An 18,205-nucleotide genomic window follows, 5' to 3' on the forward strand; every position below is an offset into this window, starting at 1 on the left:
CCCGGCCGGCCGCGCGGCACGGTGTGCCCGCGCTCATCCCCCTACCGAAGAAGACACAAAACCTCGAACGGAGTTGGACCTATGGGCACCTCATCGGGCCCCCCGTCCGTCGGCGTGCTGCTGCCGACGCGAGAGCAGGCCATCAACGGCAGCTTCGCCGCGGCGCCGCTGCTCGACTTCGCCCGGCAGGCCGAGCAGCTCGGCTTCGACTCGCTGTGGGCGGGCGACTCGCTGACCGCCCGCCCGCGCCTGGACCCGCTGGTCGTCCTGTCCGCCGCGGGCGCGGTCACCAGCCGCGTCACCCTCGGCACCGCCGCCCTGACCCCCGCGCTGCGCCACCCGCTCACCGGCGCGCACCAGGCGGCGAGCCTGGACCACGTCACCGGCTCACGGCTCGTCCTCGGCCTGGGCTCGGGCTTCCCCATGCCGGAGACCGAGGAGGAGTTCGCCGCCGTCGGCGCCTCCTTCGCCGGCCGCGCCTCCCGCCTCGACGAGACCGTCGCGCTGTGGCGGCAGGCCTGGCGCGCCAAGGAACCCGGCGCCGAGCGCGACTTCACCGGCCGGTACTGGCAGGCCACCGGCCTGGACCGGCTGCCGGGACCGCACCGTGCGGGCGGCCCGCCGCTGTGGCTCGCCGGCAGCGACACCCCCCGCGTCCTTCAGCGGGTGGCCCGGCACTACGACGGCTGGATGCCCTTCCTGCCCAGCGCCGACGACTACGCCCGGGCCTGGCGGCACATCGGTGAACTGGCCACCGCGGCCGGCCGCCCGGCCGGCGCCGTCACCCCGGCGCTGTACGCCACGATCACGGTCGACGAGAACCCCGCCGCCGCCCGCGCCGAGCTGGAGCACTACATCGGGCACTACTACGGGCGCACCCTGGAGCAGATGGCGGCGGTGCAGGCCTACGCCTGGGGCAGCGCCGAGGAATGCGCCGACGCCCTGGCCGCCTACGTCCGGGCCGGTGCCCGGCACCTGATCATCCGGATCGGCTCGCTCGACGGCGAGCCGCAGCTGAAGCAGATCGCCGACGTGGTGCTGCCCCGCCTCAAGGAGATGTCCCGGTGAGCGGCCACGGCCAGGACATGTCCACGGCCGGCTCCTGGTTCCACCCCGTCGAGGCCGACCCCGACGCCCGGGTCCGGCTCTTCCTGCTGCCGCACGCGGGCAGCGGCGCCATCATCTACCGCGACTGGCCCCAGCTGCTGCCGCCGGAGGTCTCGGCGCAGGCGGTGACCCTGCCGGGCCGGCACAACCGGCGCGAGGAAGCCACCTTCGAGGACTTCGAGCCGCTGCTGGACAGCCTGTACGAGGCGGTCCTGGACGAGCTGGACGACGACCGGCCCTTCGCGATCTTCGGGCACTGCCTGGGCGCCCAGCTCGGCTTCCGGGTGGCGGTACGGCTGAAGGAGGAAGGCGAACGCCAGCCCCTGGTGCTGGGCATGTCCGGCTGGTCACCGGTCGGCTTCTTCAAACCGACCGAGGAACAGAGCCGGATGCCGGACGACGAGATGCTGGAGTGGATCAAAAAGCTGGGCTCGTTCCCCGCCGAGGTCTACGACAACCCCGAGATGCTCGCGCTGATCGTGCCCGCGCTCCGCGCCGACCTCAGGGTCTCCGCCCAGTACGAGGACGACGGCGCGACGGTGTCCTGCCCGCTGGCCTCCTACGGCGGCGACAGCGACCCGCTGCAACAGGCCCCGGACGCGATGACCCACTGGGCCGGCCGCAGCCCGCGCTACCTGGGCCACCGCGGCTTCACCGGCGGCCACTTCTACATCGACAACCACGCCCTGGCGGTGACCGCGGACTTCTCCCGCCACCTGCGGAACCTCGCGACGCGGACGGCGCACTGAGGGACCGCCCCCGGCCGCACACCGGCACCCGGCACCCGGCCCGGGTGCCAGTGCGGTGCCGGTGTGCGGTGCCGGTGTGCGGTGCCGGGACCCGCCTCCCCCGCGCCTCTCCCCCGCCCTTCCTTCTTCTTCCCTCCCGATCCCGTCATCTGGTAGGTCACCATGCCCTTCGTCACGGTCAAGGACGGCACGCAGCTGTATTACGAGGACTGGGGGACGGGCCGGCCGGTCGTCCTGCTGGCCTCGGCGACGATGAACTCCCGCATGTGGGAGTTCCAGGCCCCCTACCTGGCCGAGCACGGCCTGCGCTGCATCCTGCCGGACCGGCGCGGCTTCGGCCGCTCCGACCGGCCCTGGGACGGCTACGGCTACGACACCCTGGCCGACGACCTCGCCTGCCTCATCGACCACCTGGGACTGCGCGAGATCACGCTCGTCGGCTACGCGATGGGCGGCGGCGAGGCGGTGCGCTACCTGGCCCGGCACGGTTCGCACCGCGTGGCACGCCTGGCCCTGGTGTGCGCCACCACGCCCTGCCTGCTGCGCGCGCCGGACAACCCCGACGGCATCGACCCCCTGGTCCTGGAACAGACCACCGCCGCGATGACCGCGGACCGGGCCCGCTACATCGCCCAGATCACCGCCCCGTTCTTCGGCGGCCTCCAGGCCACGCCCGAAACGCTCCCGCTCTCCCCCCAGCTGATGGACTGGATGGCCCAGCAGGCCCTCGACAGCTCCCCGCGCGCCACGGTGGAAGTCACCCGCACCCTGGTCACGCACGATCTGCGCGACGACGTACGCGCCGTCGACGTGCCGACACTGATCGTCCACGGAGACCGCGACCCGAGCGCCCCGCTGGAGCTGTGCGCGCGGCGCACCGCGGCCCTGATCCCCGGCAGCCGGACCGTGGTGTACGAGGGCGCCGCGCACGGCCTGTTCGCCACCCACGCGGACCGCCTGAACCAGCAGCTGCTGGAGTTCGCCGGCCCGTAGGCCCGCAGCCGCCGGGCCGCCCCCCTCCCCGGAGGGGGGCGGTGTGCGGGCCGGGCGGGCGGCCGGTCCCGCCCGGCCGGGACCGAGGACAGGCGGGCGGCAGGCGGCCGGTGGGCCCTCCGGACCGCCGGGGGGCCGAACACGCCGCGCCCGCACCACCCGGATCGGGGTGGTGCGGGCGCGGCGCTGTCACGTGCACGCGGTGCGTGACGCCGGAGTGTGACCGCCGGGGTTGCCGGCGGGCTTGCCCGGCGTGGTGTGGCGGGCGGGGTGTGCCTGGCGGGTCTGCCCGGTGGGGGGTGTGCCGGGCGGGCGTGTGTGCGTCCGGGGGGGGTGGTTCGTCTCGTGCGTGGCGGGTCCGGCAGGGGGCTCCGGCCCGGTCCGGGCCGCCTGGAAGGGCCGCCCGGGCCGCCCGGTCCGCCCGGTTTCCGCCGCGCTTCTGGCCGGGCCCGGGCGGGTCTGGTGCGCGGGGGCGGGACGCCCCCCGGGGCGTGTCTCAGCCGTGGGCCTTGCGCAGCCCGCTGAGCTGGAGGGCGGCGAAGCCGGCGACCACGAGCGCCTGCAAGGGGATCCACACGGTGCCCACCGTGTTGGCGTCGACCCAGCCGAAGACGACCGCGGCGATGCTGGCCACCGCCCACAGCGCGTTGACCTCGATCACCGCCTTGGTGGCCGCGGCCGGCGGCAGCGGCTTGGCGGCCAGCGCCGCCACCACGATGCCGTAGACGGTCAGGAAGGCGCCGATGCCCCGCAGCAAGCCGCTGTCGAGGTCGAACAGCCGGCCCACGGGCGAGGCGGCGAGCAGGTAGATCAGGCCGCACGCTCCGGTCACCACGGCGTCGAGGGCGAGGAACAGACGCAGTGGCCGGGCCGCGGCGGCGGTGCCCGCGGCGGACGCGCCCACGAGGCCCGTGGCCTGGTTCGTCGTCATGATGTCTCCCGGTCTTCTTGGGGGTGGGGGGTCGTTCAAGCGACGCTGCCACAGAGCTCTGACCGGGCCCTGACACCGGCCTCGCACCACGCTCTCGCCGCCGGCGCGGACACCCCCGCGGAAGCGGCCGCGGGGGGGTCAGCCGCTCGTCAGCGCCGCGTCAGGGCCGGGGGGCATGCTGGTGGGTGTCGGAAAGGGAACGGCGACCGGGAGACCGGGCCGATCCCCGACGGCAGGGAGAGGTGCCCGGAGTGGCTTATCGGGGACCGGAGTCCGCTTCAGTCGGGTGCAAGCCCACGCAGGTTCGAATCCTGCCCTCTCCGCCCGTCCAGCCCCCTGACACAGGACCGGCCCCCCCTCGGGGGCCGGTCCTGTGTGCGCCCGGCCATCCCCGCTCCCCCGCGCCCCGGGCCGCCGCCGGTCCCGCGGGTGGCCGGCCCGCCGGCCGCCACCCCCGCCCACCGCGCCCCGGCACCCGCCGCATCCGGCGCGTCCGGTGCCGGCCGGGTGGCCGGGCGGGGTGCGAAGGGGGCGGTGAACGGCGCCGCTCGGGACGCGGGCGGCAGCGGACGCGCCGGATGCGGCGGTGGCGCGAGCGGCGGCCCGGTCATGCGCCGCAGCGGCCCCGGGACACGGCCCCGGGGCCGCCCGGCCGCGCGGGGCCGCTCACCGCGAGCCGCTCACCTCGCCCCGCGTCTTGGCCCGTGTCCTGTGCGGCTGCCGGAGCAGCGCGTCGACCATGCCCTCGTCCAGCATGGTCTGGGCGGCGACATCGGCCGCGTTGTCGAACCCGAGGTCGACCAGTGCCACGCTCACCGTGTACTGCCCGGCCACCGACCAGGTGCGAAAGCTCCACTCGTCGCCGGTGCCCGGTGTGCCGTCCGGGCGCAGCACCTGCACCCGCCGTGCCCCGGGCGCGAACCCGAACTCGGTGAAGCGGAACCGCAGCCCCTGCCCGATCGCCTTGCTGTAGGCCTCCTTCAGCGTCCACAGCCGTACCAGTGCCGCGTTGCGCCGCTGGTCGCCCGTCCCGTCCAGCATCCGCGTCTCGTACGGTGTGCAGATCTGCCGTTCCACCGCCGATCCGCGCAGCTGCCGGCTGGTCAGCTCCGCGTCCACGCCGATCAGGCCGCGCCGGGTGATGCCGACGACCAGCAGGTCGGCGGTGTGGCTGAGGCTGATGTCGACCTGGTCGCAGCCGCGCAGGTAGGGCCGGCCGCCGGGCTTGTAGGCGAGGTCGATGTCGGCCGGGCGGGCTTCGAGGACCGCGCCCGCGGTGTATTTCAGCAGCAGCCGGGTGGCCAGGAAGCGGGCGCGTACGTCCTGGTTCGTCATCGCCTGGAAGCGTTCCCAGTCGCGGCCCAGCAGCGCCGGCAGCGCGGAGTCCAGGCCGGTGCCGGGCTGCCAGTCGCTCAGCCAGTCCTCGAGGCGGGCGAAGACCACCACGCTGCCCAGTTCGGCCAGTTCCCGCCGGACGGTGTGCCAGGGGCCCTGGGGCGTCACCTGGAGGGGCTCGGCGATCGCGCACGGCACGGGCGGCGTCGCCGGAGCGGCCCCGGCCGTCCTCACGCCGGGTTCTCCTCGGCCTCCGCGCCGCGCGCGTGTGTCCCGTGCCCGTCGCCGGCGGCGGGTGCCGGGCTGCCGGAAAGTGCCGGGGCGTGCGGGTGGCGGGGGTGTTCTTCGTGCGTGGTGCGCAGCCAGTCGGTCAGGGAGGCGATGTCCGCCATGGCGCCGACCATGTCGGGCAGCGGCAGGTCGCCCAGGGCGGGGCGGCGCTCCTGCAGCCGGTCCACCAGTTCGATGAGCATCAGGGAGTCGAAGCCCAGGTCCTCGTAGAGCCGGCTGTGCCCGCCGGCCGGGGGCAGCCCCGTCTCGAGTGCCGCGACGACGTCGTCGGCGACCCGGTCAAGCAGCAGTTCACTCATGTTGTCCTCCGGTCGGTGTCGTTCCTGGGGCGGTGGGCGGCCGCTGCCGGGCGGCGCGGGCGGCAGGTCACCGGGCGGCCAGCGCGGTGTCGTACAGGTCGAAGCTGGAGGACTGCGCGAAGCGGCGCGACAGTTCGGTGAAGACCTCGGCCTCCGGGCCGGGCGCGTGGGCGGGTGTGCCGATGCCCAGCCGGGTGCAGATCCTCAGCAGGGCGGTCACCAGCCAGCCGGAGCCGGCCAGGAAGGTGTCCTGGCCGCCCTGCTGGTGGCGCCACACGCCCAGGCAGGCGGCGGCGGCCAGGACCAGGGTGTAGCGGTCGGCCAGCGCGTAGGTGTGCGGGTTGGCCAGGCTGTGGCGGCTCAGCGGCGCCAGGGTCGCGCAGGCCTCGCGCAGCCTGCGCAGCTCCTCGGTGAGCTGGCCCACGATCGGCCGCAGTACGGCGGTGAAGTCGCTGTCGGCGCCGGTTGGCAGGCTGTCGGCGGCGGCGACGAGTTCGGCGCACAGCGGGTCGGCGGCGGCCCGGGTGCCCAGGCGCGGGAAGTCCAGGGCGGGCAGTTCGTCGCGGAGTCTGAACAGCGTGCCGCCCAGGGGGGCGTCGGCCAGCCAGGAGCGGCGGGCCAGCAGGGACAGTTCGGGGCTGATCGTGGACAGCGCGGCGGCCGCCCCGGCGTGTCCGAGGCTGGTCACCGGCAGGTCCCGTACGTGTTTCTGGAAGATGCCGAACTCGCCGTCGCGCATGTAGATGCTGGAGCCGAGCAGTACGAACAGCTCGTGCACGGCGTCGTGCAGCAGGATGGGCAGCAGGTACTTGGTGGCCGCGGCGTAGACGCCGGTGACGCCCAGGCCGAGGCCGGCCGCCCGGGTGGCGGCAAGGGCGAGGCTGTCGCAGATCAGCAGGTCGGTGAAGGCGCCCGCCAGGGTGCGCCGCGCCTGGGGGTTGCGCTGCACGGCCCGCCCGCCGACCCCGTGGGCGTCGGCGAAGCGCAGCGCGGTGCGCAGTGCGGTGTCCCCGCCGCCCAGGACCATCGAGGGCAGGATGCTGCGGGTGAAGGCGAAGGAGCGCAGCGCCAGGTCGACGCCGTGGCCTTCCTCGCCGAGCAGGGCGCTGTCGTCGACCGGGCAGTCGGTGAACTCCAGGCCCGTCATCGGGCAGCCGCGCATGCCCACCATCGGGTAGCGCTCCAGGTCCCGGACCCGGCCGGCGGGCAGTTCGGCCCGGTCCAGCAGGAGGGTGGAGTGGGCCTGGCTGCCGCCGTCGGGGGAGCTGCGGCAGACGATGACCAGGCCGCGGGCCCGGGCGGCGTTGATGATGACCCGTTTGGTGCCGCTCAGGACGCGGCCGCCGTCGCGGGGGGTGAGGGTGAACTCGTCGCGCAGGAAGGCGTTGCCGTGTGCCATCTCGCGGTAGGAGACGGCCAGTCGGCCGCCGCCCAGGAGCAGGTCGGCCGCCCAGCGCTGCTGGGCGCGGCTGCCGGCCGCCCACACCGAGGCGCCGGCCAGCACGGAGAAGGCGCCGTATCCGGTGCCCAGCGCCTGGTCGCGGCGGAACACCGGCCGCAGGACCCGGGCCAGGGTGTCGGCTCTGACCAGCCGGCCGCCCAGGGCGGCGGGCACGAACTCGGCGTTGAGGCCGAAGCCGTCCAGGAGCTGCTCCGCCTCCCGGTGCGGGGCCCCGCGCTCGTCGGCGGCCAGGATGGCCGCGTGTCCCAGCGGGTTGGCCGCGTCCCACGGGTCGCCGAAGCGGCGTTCCAGGTCGGCGACGCGGCCGGCCACCGCCGCTTCGGAGGTCAGGGGGTCCGGTACCCGCGGCCGCGCGGCCGTCTCGTCCCCCTGTACGGCGAGCGTCGTCAGTGCCATCGATCCGCCACCTTCCGCCGGGCAGGCCCGTTTCGCGTCCGCGGCCGCCTTGAAGCAAACCTTCCGTGGGTCGAGCCTGGCCAAGGTCTCTGGAGGACCGCTCGAGACCTGCACGGGGCTGCCCACAGCCCGGCCCGCGGACCGGCCCCTCTCCCGCCACGGTGCCCTGGCCGCCCGCCCCGCCCGGGGGACGGGGGCGGCGGGGCCGCAAAGGGGGGCGCGGGACCGCCGGGGGGGGGGGCGGGGAGCGGGGGGCGGAGGGGGGGACCGGGGCTGTTTTTTCCGGGGGCGGGGCGCGTGGGCGGGAGATGACGCGGTGTCCGGCGGGCCGCGGAACTGAAAGGCACTCGAGGACGGTCACATCACGGACGGAGTCCTTTCGGCGCCCGCTTACGGTTTTCCGGTCAACGACTATGATCCGAAAGTACATCCGATAACCGAGTCCGTCGCCGCGCGGCCGTCGCGGAACACCGCGCCCGGCCCGCGCCCCGTCCAGCACGAACTCCGCGCGGCGCAAGGCCCGCACCGTGAGATACCGCGCGTCAAAAGGCCCGTACAGCGCAGGCCGCCGTCAGCCATGGCTTTCCGGCGGCCGCGGGGAACGGCCGCGGGGAAACGCGGCCCGAAACAGAGGGAGAGCGATGGACGGCACCCCACCGGACCTGCGCCTGTTCGTGTTCCACCACGCGGGCGGCTCCCACGTGTCGTACCGCCACTGGCCCGCTCTGCTGCCGGGGCGGTGGGACGTGCGCCTCCTGGACGCTCCCGGGCGGGGCCGGCTCGGGGATCTGCCGCAGCTGGACGACGCCGGCCGGCTCGCCGACTTCTTCCTGCGCCGCCTGGAGGACGATCTGAAGGGCCCTTACGCGTTCTTCGGGCACAGCATGGGCGCGCTGGTCGCCTACGAGATGACCGTCCGGCTCGCCGCCAAGGGGAGCCGGCTGCCGGTGTGGCTGGGCCTGTCCGCGCGCGGCGCGCCCCTGCCGCAGGGTGAGGACAGGCAGCATCACCACCTGCCCGACGCCGAATTGCAGACCCATCTGGAACTGCTGGGCGGCACCCCCGACGAGGTGTTCGACGACCCCGGTCTGTGGGCCCTGTACGGGCCGCTGATCCGGGGTGACCTGCGCCTGGTGGAGACCTGGCGGCCGCGGCCCGCCACGCCCGCGCTGCCGGTGGCGGTGTCGGTGTTCGGGGGCCGTGAGGACAGGTCCGTGCCGCCGGAGCGGCTGGCCAGCTGGGAGCGGCACACCGGGCGTTTCCTGGGCCTGCGGGTCCTGGACGGCGACCACTTCTACTTCCAGGACGATCCCGGGCCGCTGCTGGGGTGGATCCGCCGGGACGTGGCCACGGCGCTCGCCTCCGCCGCGGCGGTGTCCTGAGGGCGCCGCCGGGGCCGGTATGCGTCGCGGCCCGGTACCCGAGCGTTCGCACGTGCAGCTGACGGCCCGTTACCCACTGCCTGCTTGGCGACATGAGGGGGACAGATGCAGTTCCGGATCCTCGGTCCCGTGGAGATCCAGGACGAGCGCACCGGCCTGCGGATCCTTCCGACCGGCGCCAAGCAGCGCGCTCTGCTCGGCGCGCTCGTGGTGAAGGCCGGGCGCGAGGTGTCCGTGCACCGGCTGATCGACGAGCTGTGGGGCGACGGCCCGCCGGCCAACGCGGCCAACGCGCTGCAGGCCCATGTGGCCCGGCTGCGGCGGCGCCTGCCCGGCCCCGGCGGCTCGGGCGGTCCTGGTGGTTCGGGGGGTCCGGGCGGGCCGGGGGGTGTGCCGCGTGAGTGGATCGCCACCCGCTCGCTCGGCTATGTGCTGCATCTGGGCCCGGCCGGAACCGACGCCCAGCGTTTCCACGCCCTGACCGCCCAGGGCAGGCAGGCCGCCGCCCACGACCCGGCCCGGGCCGTGGAACTGCTGCGGGAGGCTCTGTCGTTGTGGCGCGGCCCGGCCCTGGAGGGCAGCACCCACGGTGACATCTGCGCGGCCGAGGCGGCGCAGCTGGAGGAGCACCGGATCACGGCGCTGGAGACGATGTACGACGCGTCGTTGCGGGCGGGACGGCACGGCGAGGTCACCGGCGAGCTGGAGGAGCTGACCACCGACCACCCCATGCGGGAGCGGTTCCACGATCTGCTGATGGTGGCGCTCTACCGCTGCGGCCGGCAGGCGGAGGCCCTGAACATCTACGACCGTGTGCGCAGGCGCCTGGTACGGGAACTGGGCGTCGAGCCCGGTCCGGCGCTGCGCGGCCGTATGGAGGCGATCCTGCGCCAGGACCCGGTCCTGGCCCTGCCCGGCCCTGCGGTCAGGCCCCGGGCCCGGACCTGGCAGGACGGCCCCGGCCCCGGCCCGGGCGGGGGTGAGGGTGAGGCGACGGTTTTGTCGCTGGGCAGCGAGATAGCCCGCCTGCACCACCGCATCGAGGGTCTCAGGGTCCAGCAGGAACAGCTGGTGCGCCGTTTCGAGCAGCTGACGGCCATGGCGGGCGGCGACCGGGTGGCCGGCCGCTGACCGCACCCTGTTCTGCGGCCGCGTCCCGGCGGGCGCAGGCCGGCGGGCACCGGAACACCGCCCGCCCGCCCCCCGGGGCCCCGGCGCCCCCGGTTCCCTGCCCCCGGTCCCGGCCGCCGCCTGCCGCCCCGCGGCCGGTGGCGGCCGCCTTCGCAGGCGGTGGCCGGCGGCTGGCGGGGGCTATCCCGGGCGGCGGGCTACCGCGCCGAGCGCGCGGGCCAGGTCGCCTACCCGGTCGTCACCGGCGTCGTGGCCCGCGCCGAGCACCACCAGCGGCGCGGTGCCGGTGTCGGCGGCGATGTGCCGGGCCAGTGCGCAGGCCAGGGCGCCGGAGCCGGAGAACCCGCCGAGGATCAGGCGCTGGCCGGCGGCGAGCAGGGGCCGCAGCGCCGTGAGGGTTTCCGGCATGCCGGCCGCGTCGGCCCGCAGCGCGGTGAGGGCCTCGGGCCCCTGGTAGCGGCGGGCCAGCTCGGTGTGGCAGCTGTCGGGGGTTCCCGGCGGGGCGATCAGGCAGACGGTCGTGGCGCCGGGACGCGACGGGCCGCGCAGCCGTGTCAGGCGCCGTTCGGCCGGGACCGGGGGGTGGTCGTGCAGGCGGGGCGCTGCGGCGTCGTCCAGTTCCGACAGCATCCGGGCGACGGTGGTGGTCTCCTCCGCGCCGTCGGGCAGCCGGCGCAGCAGCTGGGCGCCGTGGGCGAGCATCGTCGCCACCTGGTCGTCGTGCAGCCGGCCCCGGTCGTGCAGGCAGGTCAGGACGAGCCCGCCCATGCTGTCGTGGTGGGCGACGACGCTGACCGGGAAGGTGGTCTGGATGCCCGCGGGGTCGGCGTCCTCCACGTGGATGCCCTGCGCGGCCAGATCCGCGGCCAGGTCCTGGGCGGGGCGCGGCCGGTGTTCGAAGGAGAGCAGCGTCTGGGGCGCGTCCGCGTCGGTGCCGTATCCGAGCCACTGCCGGATCTGCCCGGCGGTGACCCATTCGTAGGCGCTCATGTCCAGGACCCGGTCGCGGACGGTGCGCAGCAGGGCGGGCACCGTGGCGGCGGGGTCGACTTCGACGCTGACCGGCAGCGGGTTGTCGAAGGGGCCGGGGACGCGGGCGATGCCGTCCAGCGGGATGCCGCGGCCGGAGACGGTGACGCTGAAGCCGACCGGGGCCGGGCCGCCCGCCGGGCCGCCCGCCCGGAACAGGAGCATCGCCCAGGCGGCCTGCAGCGCGCTGCTCTCGGTCGCGCCCCAGCGGGCCGCCCAGCGGGCCAGGCGGGCGGCTTCGGCGTGGGTGAGGCGGGCCAGGGTGCAGCCGGTGCCGTGCCGGCCGGTGACGGCGCCGGGGCGGGCGCGGGGCAGCCCGGCGCCGAAGCCGCCGCCGGTGCGGGTGAAGAAGTCCCGGGCCGGGGCCGGGTCCTGGGTGGCCAGCCAGCGCCGGTAGTCCCGCAGGTCGGGGCGGCGTTCGCCGCCGTGCGCGGTGCCGGCGGCGAGGTAGGCGCGGTGGAATTCCTGCAGCAGCAGGCGCACGCTGAAGCTGTCGAGCAGGGCGCGGTGGTAGGTGAGGACGACGTCGGTGGGCGGGATGTGGCCGGTGTGGTGCGGTGCGGGTTCGCCGTCCAGCAGGGCGGCGCGCAGCAGGCCGGGCCGGGCGAGGTCGAAGCCGCGTCCGCGTTCCTGTTCCATCAGGGCCCGCCGGGTCAGGGTGCCGTGCGCGTGGCGGACGACTTCGGGGCGGGCGCGGGTGTGCAGGGCGATCCTGGGCTGGGGGTCCCAGGCGAACGCGGCGCGCAGCACGGTCTCGTGGTCGAAGACGGACTGCCAGGCGGCGGTGAACCGGCCGGTGTCCAGCGGCCCGTGCCAGCGCCACGCCAGCTGGGCGACCTGCTGGTGGGGGCGGTGGGCGAGCAGTTCGTGCTGGAGCGGGGTGAGCGCGAGCGGCTCCGGCAGCCCCGGGCCCGGTGGCCGCGGGGCGGGGGTGCGGTGCGTGACGGCACCGGCCCCGCCGGGGTTGCCGGGGTTGCCGGGGATGCCGGGGTTGCCGGCCGGTTCGGTGGTGGCCGCGGTGAGCAGGTCGGCGAGCACGCCCAGGGGGTAGGCGGCGTCGAGTTCGAGGACGTGGCGGCCCGGTTCGTCCCGCAGTGTCCGGGGCCGTATGTCGCGCAGCTCGGGCCGGTCGGCGGCGACGCGGGCGAGCGCGGCTTCCAGGAGCACGGTGCGCAGCGGGCCGCGCAGTTCGAGGGTGGACGGGGCGCTGGGTACCGGTCCGTTGAGGGCGAGCACTGCGGTCAGCGACACATCCACGTTGCGTTCGACGGTCATCGGCTCCGCGGGGCCCGTGCGCCCGCGCGAGGCGACGGCGAAGGCCCCTCCCTCCTCTCCTTCGAGCGCAGGGTTCGAGTATGGGCCGCGGCCCCACGGGAGGCTGACACGCCGCTGACACCGGGCCGGCGCGCCCCCGGTACCGGCGCGTGGCCGGGCCGGGCGGACGGCCGGGCGGCCGGGCGGGCCGTGTCCCGGCGGGCCGGTTGCCGCGGTGGTGTGCCGGTAGGTGCTGCCATACCCGGTCTCATGCCCGCTCCCGCCTGTTTCGCGCCCGCCGCTCTTGCCCGGCCCGGTGCCGGAGCGGAACTCCATGCAAGGGGCAGCCACCGGAGCCTGGCTCGAGGCAGGCCAGGTCAGCCCGGCCCGGGCCTGCCCGGCGGGACGGACAGCACACGGGTGAGGGGCGGGCAGGGGGCGGGCGGGGGCGGCACCGGCTCCAGCCGTTTCCAAGGCCGCCTGGCGGATTCCTCGACCAGCCCGCCGCCGGCCGCCCGGCACCCGCCACCTGCCGGCCGCCATCTGCCGTCCGCCACCTGTCGACTGCCGTCCGCCATCTGCCGTCCGCCACCTGTCGACTGCCGTCCGCCGTCCGCCGTTTGTGGGCCATGGTCCACGGGCCAGGGCCTGTGACGCCGCCCCGGCCCGTGGGCCGTGCCCGGTCGCGGCCGTGCCCCCGCCGCCCTGCCCCTGCCCCTGCCCCTGTGCCTGTGCCTGTGCCTGTGCCTGTGGCCGGGGGCGCCGCTCTCGCGGGGGCGGTCCGCCGTGTCACAGCACGCGTACGGCCGACTCGGCGTGCTTTTGCGCCAGCCGCAGCGTCTGCGTGCTCTCGTAGCCGAGCTGCGCGCGGACCTGGTGGCGGGCGTCCTCCAGGGTGGCGCCGGCGCCCAGTGTCCGGGCGATGTCCTTCTCACGCAGGACGACGTGGTGCTGGGACACCACGGTGACGCCCCTCTCGTCGGGGACCAGCGACCACTCGCCGCAGTGCGCCGCGACCAGCTTCCGGGTCACCGTGTCCTTGTGCACGATGCGCCCGGCGTGCGGGAAACAGACCCGCACCGACTCCACGGTCTGGGCGCCGCCGCCGGCCTCGGCCAGGCTCATGGTGACTTTCTGGACCCCCACCTGGGGCTCGGCCAGGTCGACGCGGCGCACGTGCGGGACCTGTCCGGGCCAGTCCGCCACGTCGTAGAGGAAGCCGTAGACGAGTTCGGCGGGCCCCTTGACCCGCACCGACTCCTCGAACGACAGGACCAGTTCGTCCAGCCGGGCCCACCGCTCCGCCAGGAACCGCAGACTCCTCAGGTCGGAGTGGGCGTTGGCGATCGTGGCCTGCTCCAGCCAGGCCACGTCCTCGGGCCGGTCGCCCGCGGCGGTGAACTCGTGCTCCACGGTCAGCCGGCAGCGGTCGGGCCCGAGCGGCTGCACGGACCAGACACCGCCCATCGACTCCGCGGGCTCCATGATCTGGTCCTGGTGGAAGGAGATCCGGCGCCGCGCTAAGTCCTGGACACGCCCGGACGTCCAGGACTTGACCTGCCCGTCGGCCAGGCACCACATCCGCAGCCGCTCGCGGACGCCGTCGAAGTCGAGCCGCTCCACGTACACGTTCGGCGGGAAGTACAGCGGCCAGCGCTCGGCATCCGCGATCAACCCGTAGACAACTCCCGCGGGCGCGGCCACATCGACCGCGTGCGAAAGACGGCGTACACGCTCATCCGGCACCAAGACCACCTTCTCTCCTCGGAAAAGGGGCCGCCCGGCCACCGTGCGCGGGGCACACGGCCGGCACGCCTTCCGGACGGCCGTATTCCGACACAGGCTCTCCGGAGCCGCTCGACATCCACCGGAATCCCGCTCGAGCCGCCCCCCGGAGCCCGGCAGCCCGGCAGCCCGGCAGCCCCCGGGGGAGGGTGCGGGGCCGGCGCGGCGGGATGTGAAGGCGCGGCACCACAAGGGCGCACCGGGGCGAGGAGAGAGGAGTACGGCACCCGGTGGGACGGGCGCGCAGAAAGGCAGGGCGGGGCGAGGAGTACGGCACCCCGGCAGGGCGGGGGCGCGGCGGGGCGAGGAGGAGTACGGCACCCCGGCAGGGCGGGGGCGCGGCGGGGCGAGGAGGAGTGCGGCACCCCGGTGGGGCGGGGGCGCGGCGGGAGGGGGCGGGGCAGTCCGGTGGGGCGGGGGTGGCGCGTCTTCGGGGGATGCGGCAGGGGTGGCTGTTCAGGCGGTCAGGCGGCGTAGAGGTCGAACGTGGAGCTGCGCCGTGGTCCGGCGGCGACGTCGAGCTGGGGGTCGACGGCCAGCATGGCCTGGTGCAGCCGCTGTACCTGCGGTGACGGCTCGACGCCCAGTTCCTCTATCAGGCGGATGCGCAGCTTGCGGTAGATGTCGAGGGCGGACGCCTGCCGGCCCGACCGGTACAGCGCCACCATGGCCTGGGAGTGCAGTCCTTCGTGCTGGGGGTAGCGGGCGGTCAGTTCGGTGAGTTCGGCGATGAGTTCGGAGTGCCGGCCCAGCCGCAGGTCGGCGTCGATGCGGCGTTCGACGGTGCCCAGCCGGCTTTCTTCCAGGCGCATGACCTCTATCTCGAGGATCGGTCCGACCCGTACGTCGACCAGTGCGGGTCCGCGCCACAGTGCCAGTGCCCGGCGGAAGCAGTCGGCCGAGCCGTTGTCGTCGCCGGTCTCGAAGGCGGACCGTCCCTCGGTGACCATGCGTTCGTACTCGTGGACGTCGACGCTCTCGGCCGGTATCTGCATCAGGTAGCCGCCGTGCCGGGTGGCGAGGACTTCCTTGGCCGCGCCGGGGGCGTCGGGCCCCATCGCGGTGCCCAGCCGCCTGCGCAGCTGGAGGATGTAGGTTTGCAGGGTGGTGAGCGCGCTGGGCGGCGGCTCGGTTCCCCAGATCTCCTCCATGAGCATGGGAACGGGCATGACCCGTCCCGGGTAGAGAGCGAGCAGAGACAGAATCTGCCGTGGTTTGCCGGCCGTCGGGACAATCGATCCCCCGTTGACCTCGGCACTCAACGGTCCCAGAACCTGAATCTTCACTGGTTTCCTCCGTATCTCGTCGAGTTCTCTCAGTGACCGATCCCGTCGCCGCGAGCACACTAGCCGGAATTGCCCGACACCCCCCTTTCCGTCGACCAGGGTTCAAGGGCATTCCAACCGGGCCCGGCGGGCCGTGAACGGGGCACTCAAGAAAAAACGAACGCCGCCTGGAGCCCGGCTCGCGCGGATATCGCGCCGCGCTGTTCCCGCTCGTTCCTTTCAGCACGGCGGCGCCGCGGGAACGCGAAAACCAAAAAAGAGAGAGAAGGGGATCTGGACGCCGAAAAGAAAGGGGGGTTGCGGGGATTGGAGCGGTATGCGGCGCGGCCGGCGCGGCCCGGCCCCGCGCTGCCGGTGCCGGTGCCGGTGCCGGTGCCGGTGCCGGTGCCGCCCGCATCGTCCGGCCCGCGCCGCCGCCGGGCCCGCGCCGCCGGTGCCATCCGCGCCCGGTCCGCGCCGCGCCGGCCGCCCGGCCCGGGCTTTGGGCTGCGCGCCCCCGGGCCGGCTCTCGGCCGCCGGGCACCGCGTGGTGGGCGGGTCGGAGACGGGCAGCGGGCGGCGGGCCGGTGCCGCGCACACCGGCCCGGCCCGCTCGCCCCCCCTGCCCAAGCGCCGGCTTCCCGACCACCATCCACCCGTTACCGGGGCCCGCCCGTCTCTCTCCCCCCCCGGCCCGGAGCCGGCACCCGCCCTTGGCCCTCCCCCCCCGTCCGCTGCCGGGGCCCGTCCGCCACCCGCCCGGTACCGGGGCCCCTTCCCCTGCCCGGCCCGGAGCCGGGGTCCCGTCCCCCTGCCCGGCCCGGGGCGAGCGCCCGTCCGCCGCCCGCCCCGGGGGCCGGAGGACCGCCCGGTGCCGGCGGGCGGCGGGCACGGGGCGGGTGCCGGGCGGGCCTCCGTGCCGCCGTCGGGGGCTGCACGCGTGTTCGCCCGCCGCCGCGGAACCGCGGCGGCGGGCGAACACGCCCCGGGGGGGGCGGGGCCGGGGGTGGTGGTCAGCTGGTGGGGGCGAGCCGTTCGGTGACGCTGTCGGGCACCGCGGTCATGGACTCGGGGCCGGCCATGAGGATGGAGCGCTGCAGCCGCCGCAGCGCCGCGGACGGCTCCAGGCCGAGTTCGCGGACGAGGGTGGAGCGCAGGCCCTGGTACACGCTCAGGGCCTCGCCGCGCCGTCCGGAGCGGTGCAGCGCGAGCATGAACTGGGCGTGCAGGGACTCGTGGGTGCGGTAGCGGTTGACTAAGACGGTCAGTTCGGCCAGCACCTCGCGGTGCCGGCCGAGCCGCAGGTCGGCCTCGATGCGCTGGTCCAGTGCGCACAGCCGGCTCTCGTCCAGCCGTTTGATCTCCATCTCCAGCTGCGCGCCGGCCTGCACGTCGGCGAACGGGGTCCCCGACCACAGCAGCAGCGCCTCGTTCAGCTGCCGTGCCGCGCCGGGGAAGTCGCCGGCGTCCATGCACCGGTAGCCCGCTCCGGCGAGCCGCTCGAACTCGCGGACGTCGCTGCGGCCGCCCCCGCCGCACAGCAGGTAGCCGCCGGGGGTGGTCACCAGCACGTCCTTGGCGCTGCGTCCCGCCGGGTCGTTGCGCAGGGCGACGGTGATGAGTTCACGCAGTTGCAGGACGTAGGTCTGCAAGGTGGTACGGGCGCTGCGCGGCGGCGTGGTGCCCCACAGCTCCTCCATCAGGGCCGAGACCGGCACCACCCGGTCGGCGTGCAGCGCCAACAGGGCAAGGACCTGCCGTGGCTTGGGGGCCGTGGGCGTGATGGAGACCTGGTTCTCCTGTACCGCCAACGCGCCGAGTACGTCGATGTCCACAGCGTCTCCCTGAACGTGGATGATGCCGCTCGCGGGGGCGATCCCCACCACACACAGATTCAAGAAGATGCCGGACCCCCTGTCAATACAAAACCGCATAGCTGGTTTGTATTTTTGGGAGGGGGATCGACTGTCCTGCCGCCCGCCTGCGGCGTTCCGGCGAGCCGTCCTCGAGGCTCTGTTGAGCGGGGGACGGCTCGCCGGGCGCTCACCGGCGGGCGGGCCGCCCGCCGGGGGTGCGGCCCGGTGCGGGGCGGTCACCCGCCCAAACAGCCGGAACGGTTTGTTCCGTGGGGGTGGCGGGGCCGGCCGGCGGGGCCGGGGGCGGTGCCGTGCGGGACCAGCGCGGGCAGCCGGGCGGGGGCGGCCAGGCGTGGCAGCATCAGTTCCCAGTACTGGCCCAGGGTGCGCCGGGAGACCCAGGCGGGGTCCTTGGCGCCCAGGGCCTCCAGTCCGACGGTGGCCGCGACGACGGCTGCGGCCGCCTGGGCGGGCGGGACGTCGTCGGCGAGCTCGCCCTGCTGCTGGGCGGTGTGCAGGACCCGGCCGGTCCAGTGCTGCCATTCCCGGTACAGGTCGGCGGGCTGCTCGCGCCGGGGGGCGGTGCCGGTCAGCTCGAAGCCGGCCCGCACCACCACGTCCCGCTCCAGGCTGCCCAGCAGTCCGTGGCTGGCGTCGATGAGCTGCTGCAGCGCGCTGTCCTGGCGCTGTTCGGCATCCTGGGTGATGCGGCGCAGGGTGTCGACGGCCGCCGCTCGCACGGCCTGGGCCAGGACGTGCTTGTTGGCGAAGTGGAAGTGCAGCGCTCCGTTGCTGACCCCGGCCCTTTTGCTGATGGTGCTCAGTGTCGTCGACACGAAGCCGTCCTCGGCGAACGCCTCCGCCGCCGCCCGCATCAGTGACTGCCGTGTGCGCTCGGCACGTTCTTGCTGCACCATCGTGTCTCTCCTGAAGGTGAAAA

General features: G+C 75.2%; 14 protein-coding genes and 1 tRNA gene. 6 read left to right on the forward strand and 9 right to left on the reverse strand.

Annotation, left to right across the window (positions count from 1 at the left end):
- The first annotated feature begins 81 nt into the window (after window positions 1-81).
- The 3 genes from AB0L74_RS31460 to AB0L74_RS31470 all read left to right on the forward strand — a co-directional run bounded on the left by AB0L74_RS31460 (window position 82) and on the right by AB0L74_RS31470 (window position 2,849).
- A complete protein-coding gene (locus AB0L74_RS31460) occupies window positions 82-1,068 on the forward strand; it encodes an LLM class flavin-dependent oxidoreductase (RefSeq protein ID WP_365659943.1) in 987 nt (328 codons plus the stop codon).
- On the forward strand, window positions 1,065-1,856 hold the full coding sequence (locus AB0L74_RS31465) for a thioesterase domain-containing protein (RefSeq protein ID WP_365659946.1): 792 nt from the start codon (window positions 1,065-1,067) through the stop codon (window positions 1,854-1,856). Before AB0L74_RS31460 ends, AB0L74_RS31465 begins: the two co-directional genes overlap by 4 nt.
- A 162-nt stretch (window positions 1,857-2,018) precedes the next feature.
- Complete coding sequence (locus AB0L74_RS31470) at window positions 2,019-2,849, forward strand: alpha/beta hydrolase (RefSeq protein WP_365659949.1); 831 nt, start codon at window positions 2,019-2,021, stop codon at window positions 2,847-2,849.
- Window positions 2,850-3,345: 496 nt separating this feature from the next.
- Here the strand turns inward: AB0L74_RS31470 and AB0L74_RS31475 are convergent, their stop codons facing one another.
- Complete coding sequence (locus AB0L74_RS31475; RefSeq protein WP_365659952.1) at window positions 3,346-3,780, reverse strand: hypothetical protein; 435 nt, start codon at window positions 3,778-3,780, stop codon at window positions 3,346-3,348.
- Window positions 3,781-4,016: 236 nt separating this feature from the next.
- Here AB0L74_RS31475 and AB0L74_RS31480 point away from each other — a divergent pair.
- A tRNA-OTHER gene (locus AB0L74_RS31480) sits at window positions 4,017-4,103 on the forward strand.
- Window positions 4,104-4,446: 343 nt separating this feature from the next.
- Here AB0L74_RS31480 and AB0L74_RS31485 read toward each other — a convergent pair.
- The 3 genes from AB0L74_RS31485 to AB0L74_RS31495 all read right to left on the reverse strand — a co-directional run bounded on the left by AB0L74_RS31485 (window position 4,447) and on the right by AB0L74_RS31495 (window position 7,563).
- Window positions 4,447-5,349, reverse strand: a complete 903-nt coding sequence (locus AB0L74_RS31485; RefSeq protein ID WP_365659955.1) for a 4'-phosphopantetheinyl transferase superfamily protein — start codon at window positions 5,347-5,349, stop codon at window positions 4,447-4,449.
- On the reverse strand, window positions 5,346-5,705 hold the full coding sequence (locus tag AB0L74_RS31490) for an acyl carrier protein (RefSeq protein ID WP_365659958.1): 360 nt from the start codon (window positions 5,703-5,705) through the stop codon (window positions 5,346-5,348). The genes AB0L74_RS31485 and AB0L74_RS31490 overlap by 4 nt, the downstream gene beginning before the upstream one ends.
- 67 nt (window positions 5,706-5,772) lie before the next feature.
- Window positions 5,773-7,563: an acyl-CoA dehydrogenase gene (locus AB0L74_RS31495; protein WP_365659961.1), complete on the reverse strand. Its 1,791-nt coding sequence runs from the start codon at window positions 7,561-7,563 to the stop codon at window positions 5,773-5,775.
- 641 nt (window positions 7,564-8,204) lie between these two features.
- Between AB0L74_RS31495 and AB0L74_RS31500 the strand changes: the two genes are divergently transcribed.
- Window positions 8,205-8,945, forward strand: coding sequence for an alpha/beta fold hydrolase (locus AB0L74_RS31500; RefSeq protein WP_365659964.1), 741 nt, complete (start codon window positions 8,205-8,207; stop codon window positions 8,943-8,945).
- Between the two features lie 105 nt (window positions 8,946-9,050).
- The gene (locus tag AB0L74_RS31505; RefSeq protein ID WP_365659967.1) at window positions 9,051-10,076 is read left to right on the forward strand and encodes an AfsR/SARP family transcriptional regulator; all 1,026 of its coding nucleotides are present in this window, start codon (window positions 9,051-9,053) and stop codon (window positions 10,074-10,076) included.
- A 180-nt stretch (window positions 10,077-10,256) separates the two neighbouring features.
- Here AB0L74_RS31505 and AB0L74_RS31510 read toward each other — a convergent pair whose 3' ends face one another.
- The 5 genes from AB0L74_RS31510 to AB0L74_RS31530 form a co-directional block, all read right to left on the reverse strand.
- Window positions 10,257-12,380, reverse strand: a complete 2,124-nt coding sequence (locus AB0L74_RS31510) for a condensation domain-containing protein (RefSeq protein WP_365659970.1) — start codon at window positions 12,378-12,380, stop codon at window positions 10,257-10,259.
- 768 nt (window positions 12,381-13,148) lie between these two features.
- Window positions 13,149-14,105, reverse strand: coding sequence for an SRPBCC family protein (locus AB0L74_RS31515; protein WP_365659973.1), 957 nt, complete (start codon window positions 14,103-14,105; stop codon window positions 13,149-13,151).
- Window positions 14,106-14,608: 503 nt separating this feature from the next.
- Complete coding sequence (locus AB0L74_RS31520) at window positions 14,609-15,430, reverse strand: AfsR/SARP family transcriptional regulator (protein WP_365659976.1); 822 nt, start codon at window positions 15,428-15,430, stop codon at window positions 14,609-14,611.
- 992 nt (window positions 15,431-16,422) lie between these two features.
- Window positions 16,423-17,244, reverse strand: a complete 822-nt coding sequence (locus AB0L74_RS31525) for an AfsR/SARP family transcriptional regulator (RefSeq protein WP_365659979.1) — start codon at window positions 17,242-17,244, stop codon at window positions 16,423-16,425.
- Window positions 17,245-17,501: 257 nt separating this feature from the next.
- Complete coding sequence (locus AB0L74_RS31530; RefSeq protein WP_365659983.1) at window positions 17,502-18,182, reverse strand: ScbR family autoregulator-binding transcription factor; 681 nt, start codon at window positions 18,180-18,182, stop codon at window positions 17,502-17,504.
- Window positions 18,183-18,205: the final 23 nt, after the last annotated feature.

Origin of the sequence: Streptomyces sp. NPDC052020, from assembly GCF_040680575.1 — a bacterium.
Taxonomy (GTDB): Bacteria; Actinomycetota; Actinomycetes; order Streptomycetales; family Streptomycetaceae; genus Streptomyces.